The 13,935-nt window shown below is 42.2% G+C and carries 13 protein-coding genes and 1 pseudogene; 7 read left to right on the plus strand and 7 right to left on the minus strand.

Annotation, left to right across the window (positions count from 1 at the left end; all coding sequences use genetic code 11):
* Positions 1-39: 39 nt before the first annotated feature.
* The 4 genes and pseudogenes from ACR63T_RS11205 to pilG all read right to left on the minus strand — a co-directional run.
* Positions 40-1,059 (minus strand): annotated as a pseudogene (locus ACR63T_RS11205) (methyl-accepting chemotaxis protein); the annotation flags it as partial.
* 355 nt (positions 1,060-1,414) lie between these two features.
* On the minus strand, positions 1,415-1,945 hold the full coding sequence (locus ACR63T_RS11210) for a chemotaxis protein CheW (RefSeq protein ID WP_201570100.1): 531 nt from the start codon (positions 1,943-1,945) through the stop codon (positions 1,415-1,417).
* 3 nt (positions 1,946-1,948) lie between these two features.
* Positions 1,949-2,311, minus strand: coding sequence for a response regulator (locus ACR63T_RS11215; RefSeq protein ID WP_472784048.1), 363 nt, complete (start codon positions 2,309-2,311; stop codon positions 1,949-1,951).
* A 129-nt stretch (positions 2,312-2,440) separates the two neighbouring features.
* Complete coding sequence (gene pilG / locus ACR63T_RS11220; RefSeq protein WP_472784049.1) at positions 2,441-2,836, minus strand: twitching motility response regulator PilG; 396 nt, start codon at positions 2,834-2,836, stop codon at positions 2,441-2,443.
* A gap of 482 nt (positions 2,837-3,318) precedes the next feature.
* On the opposite strand from pilG, the gene ACR63T_RS11225 reads away from it, so the two are divergent.
* The 7 genes from ACR63T_RS11225 (at position 3,319) to ACR63T_RS11255 (ending at position 11,921) form a co-directional block, all read left to right on the plus strand.
* Entirely contained in the window at positions 3,319-4,629 is a 1,311-nt protein-coding gene (locus ACR63T_RS11225) for an efflux RND transporter periplasmic adaptor subunit (protein ID WP_472784050.1), read from the plus strand.
* A 284-nt stretch (positions 4,630-4,913) separates the two neighbouring features.
* The gene (locus tag ACR63T_RS11230; RefSeq protein WP_201570104.1) at positions 4,914-5,636 is read left to right on the plus strand and encodes a response regulator transcription factor; all 723 of its coding nucleotides are present in this window, start codon (positions 4,914-4,916) and stop codon (positions 5,634-5,636) included.
* A 90-nt stretch (positions 5,637-5,726) separates the two neighbouring features.
* A complete protein-coding gene (locus tag ACR63T_RS11235; RefSeq protein ID WP_472785274.1) occupies positions 5,727-7,913 on the plus strand; it encodes a HAMP domain-containing sensor histidine kinase in 2,187 nt (728 codons plus the stop codon).
* A 246-nt stretch (positions 7,914-8,159) separates the two neighbouring features.
* Entirely contained in the window at positions 8,160-8,930 is a 771-nt protein-coding gene (locus tag ACR63T_RS11240) for a methionine ABC transporter ATP-binding protein (RefSeq protein WP_472784051.1), read from the plus strand.
* Between the two features lie 15 nt (positions 8,931-8,945).
* Positions 8,946-9,632 (plus strand): methionine ABC transporter permease, encoded by a 687-nt coding sequence (locus tag ACR63T_RS11245; protein WP_472784052.1) that lies wholly within the window; start codon positions 8,946-8,948, stop codon positions 9,630-9,632.
* A gap of 185 nt (positions 9,633-9,817) precedes the next feature.
* Complete coding sequence (locus tag ACR63T_RS11250; protein WP_472784053.1) at positions 9,818-10,789, plus strand: MetQ/NlpA family ABC transporter substrate-binding protein; 972 nt, start codon at positions 9,818-9,820, stop codon at positions 10,787-10,789.
* Positions 10,790-11,072: 283 nt separating this feature from the next.
* The gene (locus ACR63T_RS11255) at positions 11,073-11,921 is read left to right on the plus strand and encodes an aldo/keto reductase (protein ID WP_472784054.1); all 849 of its coding nucleotides are present in this window, start codon (positions 11,073-11,075) and stop codon (positions 11,919-11,921) included.
* Positions 11,922-12,040: 119 nt separating this feature from the next.
* On the opposite strand, the gene ccmE is transcribed toward ACR63T_RS11255, so the two are convergent.
* From ccmE to ACR63T_RS11270, 3 genes are all read right to left on the minus strand, one after another.
* A complete protein-coding gene (gene ccmE, locus ACR63T_RS11260) occupies positions 12,041-12,541 on the minus strand; it encodes a cytochrome c maturation protein CcmE (RefSeq protein ID WP_201570111.1) in 501 nt (166 codons plus the stop codon).
* 234 nt (positions 12,542-12,775) lie between these two features.
* On the minus strand, positions 12,776-12,985 hold the full coding sequence (gene ccmD, locus ACR63T_RS11265) for a heme exporter protein CcmD (RefSeq protein ID WP_201570112.1): 210 nt from the start codon (positions 12,983-12,985) through the stop codon (positions 12,776-12,778).
* 46 nt (positions 12,986-13,031) lie between these two features.
* Positions 13,032-13,832 (minus strand): heme ABC transporter permease, encoded by an 801-nt coding sequence (locus ACR63T_RS11270; protein WP_472784055.1) that lies wholly within the window; start codon positions 13,830-13,832, stop codon positions 13,032-13,034.
* Positions 13,833-13,935 lie beyond the last annotated feature (103 nt).

A 13,935-nucleotide genomic window follows, 5' to 3' on the forward strand; every position in this document is an offset into this window, starting at 1 on the left:
AAAATCGTGTTGAATGACAAGGTTTTTATAGCATGAGTATTAGCTATGATTTGATATCTTGAAACCTGTTACAGATTCTTGCAGTGCTCCAGCCATCTCATTGAGCTCACCGACTGAACGCGCTGTTGCTAACGTGCCTGAAGAAGTTTGTGAGGTGATGTCTTGAATGATAGTCATAGTGTTCGAGATATGACCTGCTGATTCTGACTGCTGCTGCGCGGCATTAGAGATATTCTGAATAAGGTCGGATAGTGTATTAGAGACGTTTTGCACCTCTTCAAGTGCCTCACCAGCATCTTTTGCTAAGCGCGCACCACGTACCACCTCTGAGGTTGTCGACTCCATCGACATGACAGCCTCATTGGTATCAGCCTGAATGGTCTTAACTAAGGTTTCAATCTGTTTAGTTGCTTTAGCCGAGCGCTCAGCCAAACGCTGAACCTCATCAGCCACTACCGCAAACCCGCGCCCTGCCTCGCCTGCCATTGACGCTTGAATAGCGGCATTCAATGCCAAAACGTTGGTCTGATCGGCAATATCATTAATCAAACTGACAATATCGCCAATCTCTTGCGAGGATTCGCCCAAGCGCTTAATACGCTTTGAGGTTTCTTGAATCTGGTTACGAATAACATTCATACCCTCAATGGAACGCTGTACAACCTCAGCACCATTATAAGCAATATCGACTGAACGCTCAGCCACTATCGCTGACTCAGTCGCATTATTGGACACTTTATCAATCGATACCGCCATCTCATTGATAGACGCGGATACTCCAGCGATTTCTTGGGCCTGATGCTCAGAGGCCTCTGCAAGCTCAACGGCTTTGAGCTGTGTACGCTCAGAGGACTGGGATACTTGCTCAGCAGTATTATTAATGACCATTACTAGCTGACGTAACTGATCAATAGCAAAGTTTACTGAATCAGCGATAGCTCCTGTAAAGTCCTCCGATACCGTAGCACTGACGGTCAAATCGCCTTCTGCTAAGTCGCCTAATTCATCAAGCAGACGCAAAATAGCCATCTGATTACGCTCGTTTTCTTCTTGAATTTGACGCGAGCGCTCCGACTCAGTTTCCGCCTCTTGTCGACGGCGTAGCGTTTCTTGTTCAACTAAGGTGCGCTCACTACCATCGCGTTGCTTGAACAGCTGTGATAAAGAATAGACCACTATAATTAAAGCGATTACAAAAGCGATAACGGGTAAAACCACTGCTTGATTGAAATTCTGTAAATACTGACTCACTGCTGATAGTGAATTAAATATAACAACCAAGCTAATTATGATGACTACCGTGAAAATCCCTAACAAAGCGATCCATTTACTATTATTATTTTCGGTAGGTAAAGCAGATTTATTCATATTAAGCGCAGATCGTTTAGTCATATCATTCATTGTAGTTATTCCTTTATATTGCAGCATCAATATAGCGCGAGTCTTGTGCTAATAAGCTTGGCATAAAAACCAACCATTCTTGTTGGTTCTTGAAAAACCTACCGTGATTGTAGGGCGCAAATGGCGAGTGACTGTCCATAGGCTGCGCACGATACTGACTGCGCGTAAACTGCTCAATCCCTAGCACTTGATCAACGATCAGCCCTGAAAATACTGTACTATGATCAACGACGATTACCTTGCGCTGGCTCAATTGCGGTAGATGACTGGGCACGGCTAATAGCTTTGACAAATCTGTCAGCGGCAGCAGACGCCCACGAACATTAGCAATACCTAAGAGCCAAGGTTTTACTAAAGGAACACTAGTGTATTCAGGCATAGCCAGTATCTCTGACACCTCTCCTATAGGTGCAACTAAACGCTGACCACCCACCTCAAATACCACCCCGCGCCAGTCATACTCTTGTCCGCCTTGACGACCACTCAGACGTGCTTTGGCTAAATCAGCCAAACGCAGTAGCTCAATAAATCCTTTAGAGGTCACAAATTACTCCGTTACCATGCGAATAACACGCATTAATTCCGTCTCATCGATAGGCTTAACCAGATACTCTTTGGCACCTTGGCGTTTACCCCATACCCGATCGGTCTCTTGGCTTTTGGTACTTATCATCACAATAGGGATGTGTGCAGTGGCTTGGGTATGAGTGATCTTGCGAGTGGCCTGAAAACCATTCATCTCAGGCATAACCACATCCATCAAGATAACATCTGGTATATGCTCAGTGGCCATCTGACAACCTTGTTGACCGTTAACGGCTTCTAGTACTTTATAGCTATTTTTAGCCAGCATATCGCGAAGCTTTGCCATCTCAGATGGCGAATCATCAATGACTAGAACCGTGGTCATAGGCGTTTCCTTGATTATCAGTGATACCCTCTATGATATAGGGCGAGAATAACACTGTGAATGTTTTGAGTATTGTGTAGATAACAAAACCCGTAGGTTTTGAAATCAGTATTTATATCTATTATAAATTCATTCTGACTGAACCGTATCGCGATACTTATTAATGGCGTCAAATAGCTCATCTTTACTAAAAGGCTTAGTCAAATATTCATCAGAGCCAACAATGCGTCCGCGAGCTTTGTCAAATAAGCCATCCTTTGATGACAGCATAATAACGGGCTTGCTGGCGTAACTTGGATTATTTTTTATCAAAGCACAGGTCTGGTAGCCATCAAGACGTGGCATCATAATATCGACAAAAATGATATCTGGATTATTATCCACAATCTTTGCTAAGGCATCAAAACCATCGACGGCAGTAATGACTTCACAGCCTGCTCGTTGTAGTAAAGTCTCTGCCGTACGGCGGATAGTTTTTGAATCATCAATAACCATCACCTTTAGCCCTTCAAAATTATTTTCCATGTTTTGTATCCTATAAATAACGGTTTTATGCGTAATAGCAGTGTTTGTTGTACAAATTTATGGTTATGATTTATCCGCTACAGGTGATATTTTTATGTCTTCAATATACTGTTTATACATGCTCAATGCATTACGACAACAGTCAAGATCAAGTTAACAAGTACTAACCTATTATAGCATTGACTACCGTTATATTTTTAGCACAAAGACTAAACTGAGCCTTCATACTGCCTTAATAATTATCTGATAGCAAAATATAAACTAAAAATAAATTTTAGCTTTATTAGAAGCAAGTCACAACCCTGTAGCGTTTGCGCTTTATCATAGCAAAAAATATCAATAATGCGCACTGTTTAACGATCAAATTAACAGTATTTAGTCGAGAGCTTAGGTAGATAACTTAGTTTTTATGTCTAAGCTTTGTTTACACAATGAAATAACGTTTATAATTGCAAATTATAATCTAAATAACAATAGGTGACATGGTGTCCGATAATCATAAGAAATACTATAAAAAAGGCTATAAACATAAGGAAGGTTATAAAAAGGCTGTTTTAAGAATTTCTCTACTAACCGTCATAATAGCTATGACAGGCTGCCAGCCTCCTGAGCCAATCGTTGAAAAGCCAGCTATCGACGCTAAGCCCACAACTGATTTGCCTATTATCATTGATGAGAACACAGTCACTATGTCACCTGAGCATATACTGAGCATTAAGCCCTCGCGTTATCAGCCAAGCTTAGGCTTGCAAGGGAATATCGCGGCTATCAAACAGGTGCGCTTTAAAGCCAGTCAAGCATTGACTGTGCAACAAGTACTGGTTGAGCCTAATCAATGGGTAGAGGCTGGCACCCCTCTATTTATAGTCAAACGTCAAGATATCACTACTCCAGCAGAGACTATCGCGGACAACAGCTCTTCTAATGATAGCGATACTAATATTAAAAGTGATAGTGATAGCGGTATCAATGTGAAAAAAGATAGCACTGCAACAGCGAATGCCAAGACCACTGCAAATACAGGTACTGACGGTTCAAGCGCTGCAAAAACAGCGAGCAAAGTAAATAATCCGACTACAAAACCAGATATTACTACGGCAGCGGCTGATACAACACTTGAGAATACCGTTAACGAGAGCAAAGATAAAAGCCCCTCTAGACCTAAAATGGATACCCCTTCACTTATTACCATAAAAGCGCCATTTACAGGTCGCGTAGATACTCTGTCTATTCAAGCTATGCAGCAACTGGATATCAATGCGCCTATGCTAAGCTTAAGCAATAATAATGATCTACATTTTGTTGCTACGCTGCCCATTCAAGCTAAGCCTCGACTCTCAGTGGGACAAACCGTAAACTTTACAACCGCGAGTCTAAGCGACACTTTTACAGGTCAAGTGAGTAAGCTGACCGTTAGCACTGACGATAAGCTATTAGTTGATGTTCATGTTATCAATACCGATAACAATCGTGGTAAGCTTAAAGCCAATATGGCGGTGACTGGGCGCGTTGATTATGGACAGATAGAGGTCGGTACTATCGTCCCAAAAAGTGCTATTCACGATGCCGATTTATCAGCTCTTACCAAAGCGCCTTTTAGACCTATGATGACCCTTACCGCCAATGTTTGGATCATTCAACAAAATCAGCGTTTGACGCGTCAGCCAGTAGAAGTTATAGAATACGATCCTGATACGGATCGCTATCTAATCGCTGGCATTAATAATGACAGTCTAATCTGTTTAGCCCAGCTGCCCCTACAATCAGCTGGTAAAAAGGTGATTGTTTCTTAGAGTAAGCGTAGTAACTAGGCAAAATATAGCTGTTGAAACTTTGGCTTGGTTACTTAGAGTTATTTGCTTTAATTCAGTTACTTTAGCTCAGTTACTTTGATTCAGTTACATGGTATAGAAATATTAACAAAGCATGTCTTGTTTGGTAACGTCATAATTAGGCACTATAGTTTAGGCTAAGTCTGATTAACAATCAGCGTTTAGACTGTTATATTATTATAAAAAGCTAACAGATATAAGAATTAACAGAAAAAATATTAAATATTAACTTTAGAGGATATTTTATGAGCAAGCAGATTTTATTGATTGAAGATGATCCAGATTTGGCAGAATTGATCAGTGATTATTTAACGATGAATTACTACGATGTCCATCATGCAGGTCTAGGTCAAGAAGGTTTAGACTTACTGGACACCAAAGAGCGTGATATTGATTTAGTCGTGCTTGATTTGATGTTGCCTGATATGGACGGTATGCAAGTCTGCCAAAAAATTCGTGGCAATAAAAATAATATGACTAATAAAGTACCTATTATCATGCTCACGGCCAAGGGCGATACTACTGATCGCGTACTTGGACTTGAGATGGGTGCTGACGATTATATTGCCAAGCCTTTTGAGCCACGTGAGCTATTGGCTCGTATTCGTGCGGTTATCCGTCGTCATGAGCAGCCTAACCAAGCTGAGAGTCAATCAGATAGTTTAACTTTTGGTCGTTTAAGTGTGTTTCCTGACAGCCATGAAGTCACTATCGATGAGCAGCCTGTACGTCTGACTACTCATCAATTCCAATTGCTCCACTACTTTGCTACCCATTCAGGTAAAGTTCTCAATCGTGAGCAGTTATGGCAAGCGATGCCAAATGACGATAGTTCGGACAATATCGATCGTGCTATCGATGTCCATATTTCACGTTTACGCGCATTGATTGAGGACAATCCTCGTCAGCCAAAACGCATCATTACTGTACGTGGTGTCGGTTATCAGTTTGCAACGGATCAGGTTTAAGTGATAATGGTTTAATGCTGCAACTGTAACTTTTAAGCCCTATGACTTTTGAGTACTGTAACCTCTAAGAATGACTACTGAGACTATTTGATGCAGCAATTGGGTTTTCGCTCTGTTTTTGCTAAGCTATTCGCCAGCGTAATGCTGGCGCTCATCTTATTTGCAGTGGCCATGGTGCTGCTGACTCAATTAGTTCATGACAAAGATGCGAACATCCGCTCTGAGGTGTTAGCGATGCAAATTTTGGGACAGATAGATCCTTTTTTGCAGGAGCTCAATATCTCAGTTAGTAAGGAGAATCGCCTGCAGTCGCGCTTTATGCTAGCAGTAGTCAAAAAAAGCTTCGATATCTTTGATGAGTCATTACAAGCAAAGATGGGCTTATATGATGCTCAGGGTAACTTGCTCATGCAAACCGATAATAGCGACCTGCCGCTTGAGCTGCCTGCTACGCCGTCACTATTATCACGCGTTTTCCCCTCTTTTGTAGATACGCCGCCCACTCAACAAGCACAAGTCTATAGCAGCACTGGCTATACCTTATTATACGAGTCACGCCTACCACCCAAAAAACCTGTACTGTCCGCTGCCCTGAACTTATTTACTGGGACGCTGCTGCTATTACTGATTATGTCATGTGCGCTGTGGTGGATTGCGCGGTCGATGACTTGGCGGATCAATCAGATGAGCCAGCAGATGAGCCAGCTCGGTGATGGCGACTTTAGTGTACGAGTCAACGCGCGTGGTAATGACGAGATTGCTTTACTGGCACATGGGTTTAATCAAGCTGCGCAAAAGATTGAGCACCTTATCAATGCCAATAACTTGTTACTCGCCCATGCCTCTCATGAATTGCGCACACCCATTACTCGTATTCGCTTGCAAATTGAGATGATGGATATGCTAGCGGTAGTATTACCCATTGATACTAAAGCTAAATTTGATAAACGGGCGCAGGCAATCAATCGTGATCTGTCAGGGCTTAATGACTTGGTCGAGAGCATTTTGCTGGTAAGTCGGCTAGATGCAGGTCATGTCATGCAGCAGATTGAGACCTTTGACTTATATGACTTGGTCAATCAAGAGCGTCAACACTTCTCTGAGGCAACTTTAATCGGCGAGCATATCGCTATTGAAGGCCAACCTCCTATGCTTACGCATCTGATCCGTAATCTATTAACCAACGCGATGCTACACGGCGAGCCGCCTATTACTGTGCTTCTTTATGGTGTACAGACTATCGATGAGGCCGATATTATTCCCGATTATCTACTGCAATCTTTGTTATCTAGTAGCTTGATTGACTACAACGATCCCGATCACAGTCATTATGATGAGCCATTGGGTGATATAGCATGGTCTGAAAATGGTCAACAGACGACTGGCCACGCTAAAGATGCCATAACTAAAGACGACAATAAGACTAAAGCAGATCCTAGTAGCGCGTTGCCTATTATTTATTGCAATGGTGAGACCATTAATGACGAGATACTCAATGACGATTTGATCAAAAATAGCAATACTAGATATGCTTTTGACGATAATAGCGATGACTCTGACACGTATAATAAAGCGAGCACCTTATCACTCGAACAAGCAGTAGAGCGAAAATTACCTGGTAATACAATTAGTAATAAGCATTCTACTGATGAGTTCTTTGATAAAAACCATAGTCCCAAAAACAATATTCCTAGAAACATTGTACCTTTACTGCTCGATAATCACGATAAAGCGACCATTAATCTAACAGATAAAATCAAAAAAGTAGTTTGGCGTTTGGTTCCTGAAACCTCACAAGTCAAAACCTCATTGCTAGCGGATAACAATGCAGTAAATGAGGATCAACCAAATAAGTCTAAGATAAGTAATCAGAAGTCTAAAAAAGCCAGTAAAGAGATTGCTGATAAGACTTCTTTAACGATGCTTGAGACCACAGATGCGGAGGCATCTCCTCGTAAAGAAGGCTTATTTAAAAAACATCTCAAAAAACCTAAAATTGAAACACGACCTCTGCCCAACTATGTCGTATTAGCTGTGATAGACGAAGGCTCTGGTATACCAGAAGATAAGCGCGAAGAAATCTTTAGCCCCTTTGTACGTTTGCAACAAAAGAAAAAAGGCTCAGGGCTTGGCTTATCGCTGGTCTCGCAAATTGTCACCGCGCATCAAGGACGTATTACGACCGACACTATCAATGGCTATACTAGATTTTTATTAGTACTACCAGTAAAGCACGACCCGCATTATAACTATAATGATCATAACAGTCATGAATGATCATTATAGCCATGACTAAAAAGACTAGAGCCTACCCTATTCTCTCACTTCTCAATAGTGTATTAGCTCTCGCTTACTCACTAATATCCTACCTCTATATCCTTAGTCACTAACCTCATAACTAAATCCGTCAATAATATGCTATATTGACGCCCCTATTTTGTTATCACCTTTCAAAGCTTGTTTAATCCTTCAAAAATAAGCACTGCTGATAACCAAAAAAACTTATCTAATCTTGAGTTTTCTATGAGCGAGATGATCGTCCTAAATGATGTAACCAAAAGCTTTATGAGTGATCGCTCTATAAAGGGTGCCGATGGTAAAACGTTGCAGTTTGTAGCGGTTGAGCCGACCTCATTGTCTGTACAGCAAGGCGAGATATTCGGCTTGATGGGTTATTCAGGGGCAGGCAAGTCAACTTTGCTACGCCTGATAAATATGCTTGAGCGCCCTGATAGCGGTCAAGTCATTATTGATGGTGTGGACTTGACTCAGTTATCCGCCAGCGACTTACGCATTGCCCGACATAATATAGGTATGATTTTCCAGCAGTTTAATTTGATGGCTAATCGTACGGTATATGATAACGTCGCCTTTAATCTAACCGTCTCAGGGTACGCGAGTCGCGATATTGACAAGCGTGTAATGGCGTGCCTAGACATTGTCGATCTTACGGATAAAGCGGATCAATACCCTGCTCAGTTATCGGGTGGGCAAAAGCAGCGCGTTGGGATTGCTCGGGCTATTGCGCCTAGTCCTAAAGTGTTGCTAGCCGATGAGCCAACTAGTGCGCTCGATCCTGCTACGACGCGTAGCTTGCTCACCTGCCTGCGTGATATCAATGAGCAATTAGGCGTGACCATCGTCATCGTCACCCATGAGATGAGCGTTATTCGCCGTCTCTGCCATCGCGCCGCCTTGCTACATCAAGGACATCTGCTTGAGGTTGCGGATGTTAGCGATGGCCTGATTCAAGCGACTACTTTAATCGGCAAAGGCTTAGTACAAGAAGACTAGCCAAGAGAGACCCCTATGTTAACTGGCACTGAATTATCCGTCTCAATTGATAAACTACTGACCCTACGTAAAGAAATTTGGCAGGCGACCCTCGATACTTTTATTATGCTAGGTATCTCAACGACTGCAGCGATTATTATTGGTGGAATATTTGGAATATTTTTATTCTTATCAAGTGATCGACAGTTCTTACAGAACAAAGCGCTATATGGAATATTAGGTAGTATTACCAACTTTATGCGCGCCTTTCCGTTCGTGATTTTGATGATTGCAATGAGCCCTTTTACCAAAGCTATCGTCGGCACAGGCATTGGACCTATTGCCGCCTCCTTAGTGCTGGCTATTGCAGGTTCGTTTTATTTTGCGCGGTTGGTTGAACAAAACCTGCGTGAAGTGCCGCGCGGTATCATTGAAGCCACCGAATCCATGGGCGCACGTCCCTTCACTATTATCAAAGTCCTGCTCAATGAGGCGCGCTCAGGATTGATATTGTCCGTCACGATCCTGTGTATTAGCTTACTATCTTATTCAGCAGCGGCAGGTATGATTGGTGGTGGCGGTCTTGGTGATTTAGCGATTCGTTATGGCTACTATCGCTACCAAACTGAAGTTATGGTGTTCATCGTTATTATGCTATCGGTTATGGTGATCTCAATTCAGGCTTTTGGTAATTGGTTAGCTACTCGCTTAGATAAGCGCTAGGCGCGCCCAAAGCGTAGAATTTAGTTATCATAAGTGAAACCCTTGACTTTAGCGCGTCCTAAGTTTAGTTTTATCATCATTTGCCCAGTGGTGCCGAATTAAAAGCCGTCATCTTAATTTGTTCATCTTTTAATACCAGCCTTTTGTATTATTAGCTATTTACCACTTATCCTTGAGGAAAAACCATGAAATTAACAGATATCAGTCGTCAATTAGCAACCGCATTAGCGACTGTTGGCGTATCAGGTCTCGTGCTCGTTGGCTGTAATAACTCGTCAGCACCAGAAGCCACTAAAGAGGCAGTAACCGAAGGTGAAACTGCCGTAGCCGCTCCTAGTGATATCGATCCTGACCATACCAAGATCGTCATCGGTACGACCGAAGGCGACTTTGCTGATATGGTCCGTAATCAAGTCAAAGGCTCGCTAGAAGCGCAAGGCTACGAAGTTGAGTTAATCACTTTTACCGATTATGTGCGTCCAAATTTAGCTTTGGCTGATGGCGACCTAGATATTAATATCTTCCAACACAAGCCTTATCTCGATAACTTTAAAGCCGAAAATAATCTTGATTTGATTGAGCTATTTCAAGTTCCTACCGCGCCATTAGGTATTTATTCTGGCAAAAAGACTAACATCGAAGAAGCCTATAAAGGCATGAGCGTCTCAGCGCCGAACGATCCTAGTAACTTTGCTCGCGCGTTAGTAATGATGAGCGATCTTGGTTGGATTACGCTAAAAGACGATATCGACCCGCTGACTGCAGCAAAGTCTGATATTGCTGATAATAGTAAATACGATATCAAAATCGTTGAATTAGAAGCCGCCCAATTGCCACGCGCTCGTGACGAAGTTGACTTTGCGGTTATTAATGGTAATTATGCGACTGACGCTGGCATCGAATTGACGAGCGCTCTGTTCCAGGAGCCTAGCTTCAATTATGTCAATTGGTCAGCGATCAAATCTGCTGATGCTGATAAAAAATGGGTCAAAGACATCACTAACGCTTATAACTCAAATGAGTTTAAAAAGTATGCGAACGACACTTTCCCAGGCTATAAATATCCAAAGATTTGGAATCCAGAAGATTATGCCGCAAAAGTTAGCGCTACTGCAGGTACGGCTACTGCTACTGGCGAAGTCGCTGCTGCTGAATAGCTAGCTTGTCAGAGCTCTAAACAGTAGATATAAAAACGCCCACTACCAAAAGGTACTGGGCGTTTTTTATGACTGATTTTAAAGGGTCACTAAGCTTTATAATAGTAAGCTTTGACGTTACAGCCTGTGTAAGCTTTGTAGGAAACCGTCACTCGCCCTTTCACTTTAGCCTGCTTTTTTCTATAGTAGTTAGGCTCTATAGAGGTCGAGACAATAATATTCATGGGTAACCTCTCTTAATAAGTCCTCTATTAACAAATCACACGAATAATAAGGTCTAAATATGAGTACTAAAAACTATAATATCCGTACCGCTGGACAAGCCAATATTCCAGTTCTAGGACTAGGTACATGGCAGTCAACAGGACAAGACTGTATCGATGTGGTCAGTAAAGCCTTACAGATGGGCTATGAGCATATAGATACAGCGCAAGCTTATGGTAATGAAGTCGAGGTTGGTCAAGGTATTAAACAGTCAGGCGTTGCGCGCGATAGATTCTTTTTGACGACGAAGATTTTCCCTGATGATATGAAGTTTGAGCCAGAGAAACTAGTGGCAGCAGCAAAGCGTTCGTTAGCAGATTTAGATACCGATTATGTTGATTTACTATTGCTACATTGGCCTGATGATCGTGTCCCATTATCTGAGACTATTCCAGCACTGTGCGAGCTACAAAAGCAAGGCTTAACGCGCCATATCGGTGTCTCTAACTTTAATATTGCTAATATCTTAGAGGCCAAGAAATATGCTGACGTGCCGATTGTGGTCAACCAAGTAGAGTTTCATCCGTTTATTAAGCAAGATACTTTGCAGACTTTTCTGAACAATCACCATATTTTATTAGAAGCTTATTCGCCATTAGCGCGCGGTGATGTATTCGATAATGACATCATCAAAGAAATCGCTGACAAGCATAACGTGACGCCTGCTCAGATATCACTGGCTTGGATACTATCAGATAAAGACCGTATCGCTATTCCAAAGACCTCTAATCCTGACCACTTACAAGGCAACTTAGACGCCATCAACGTTGAGCTCAGTGCTGATGAAATAGAACAAATTAGCAAGCTAGCCACTAGCGACGGTCGTAAAATTGAACATCCAGATTATACCCCTGAGTGGGATGATTGATTAGGAATAAAAAGTCTACAATCTAAAAGTTAAGACTATTTTTATTACTAAAAAAGCCACTGCATCAGACAGTGGCTTTTTTGCGATGAATTTTTAGATTAATTTAGCTAAAAATAATTCTACTGTACGAGAGTTTGAGTTTTATGCAAAGGTTCAGCAGGATTGTACTGCTCAGAAGCAGGTGCTAGGCTGCTACGATTATTCTCTTTAAGAGAGTTTGCGACCTCAGCTGGCATGTAGTTTTCGTCATGCTTAGCGAGCACTTCACCCGCTACAAAGGTCTTACCTTGCATCTTACCTGTGGCGACTACCCCTGAGTTTTCGGCGAACAAATCAGGCAATATACCTTGATAAGTTACGGGTACTGTTGATTGAAAGTCAGTAATATCAAATTCAACGCTCAAAGGATCGGTTGGCGAGCGCTGTACACTGCCTGCAACCACCATACCACCTGCACGAATGCGCTTATCTTGAGGGGCCTGACCTTCTGAGATAGCTGTTGGGTCAAAATAATAATCCGTCTGTTGCCCGATAGCATACAGTACCAGTACTACGGCCACTGCTGCACCTGCAAGGGTAAAAAAGACCCACATAAGTTTTTTGCGACGAACTGCGTTCATACGACTCCCTCATAATATGCTTTTGATATCGGCTCTACAGATTGAAAACAGAGACTTATTCAGCCTGACTCTATGCAAATCATAGCTCTTAGCTATGCAGATAAAGACCTTATATAGGCTATATGGTAGCGATTTGGGTGTAAATCAATAGGCGATGATGGCAAGTCAACTACAGAAAATTGCTAGCGACTATGCTGTTAAATCTCAGTGTTTGAAGCTTTGGTGTTTAGAATCTCAAAGTCTAGACGCCTCACTAGTAGCGTTACGCTGTGCTTGTCTTGCCTGCTGAATAGTAAGCTGCTTGATCAGCGCTTGACGTTGGCGACGGCTATAGATCACCATTATTGACATCATAACGATGGTAATAGCCCAACAAGACCAAACAAAGACACCATGCTCGCCCATAGCGATAAACTCAGACAAGCTATAAAAATAAGGCTGCATTAGACTCTCCAGCTAGTCAATTTTGCTATAAATTTTAGAACAACGGCTACTTATTTTGATTACGAATGTACTCTTTTACCCAAGCTTTGCCTTGATCGCGATATAAAATCAAAGTATTGGTCCGATAAATCGCTAGCGTTGCAACCAATAAATAAGTACCAATAACCATAAACAGTAATGGCATCCACATATCGGCAGACATCTTAGGCGCTTCGGTCAGGGTAAAAGTCGCGCCTTGATGCAAAGTGTTCCACCATTCAACAGAATATTTAATAATAGGCAAATTAACTGCACCAACGATAGACAAAATAGCAGCGGCTTTACCACGATTGGCAGTATGTTCAAAAGCGGCAAAAAGTGCCATTACTCCAGCGTACAAAAACGCCAGAATCAACATCGAGGTGAGACGCGCATCCCACACCCAATAAGTACCCCAAGTAGGTTTGGCCCAAATAGAGCCCGTCAACAAGCTGATTACACACAGCAAAAACCCTATCGGTGCTATTGCCTGCGCGACTAAATTAGCAGTTTTTATTTTCCATACTAGGTAGATAACCCCAAGTATCGCAAGCGCAAAATAAATCGATATCGCAATACTAGCAGCAGGTACATGGATGAATATAATACGATAGCTATTGCCTTGCAAATAGTCAGGCGGCGCAAATGCTAAGCCCCAAATACTACCTATCATTAAAAAAATAGTAGCTAAGATAGCAAGCCATTTTACCCAAGGCGCAAATAGGCGAAAAAATTGCTTAGTGCCCACAGTGGTCAAAAAGCCTTGCCAGATGCGCTGGCGCAATGAACCATTTGGACTGGGAGTTGAGCTATTATTCAGGTTGGGCATGGGATAGACCTATTGCACAGCATATGGTTTGAGTGAATATAACCAGTGGGCATTGACCCTACTCATCATACATCTCCATAACCTGCTGACATTAAATACTGAC

This window comes from Psychrobacter sp. M17(2026), assembly GCF_055699815.1.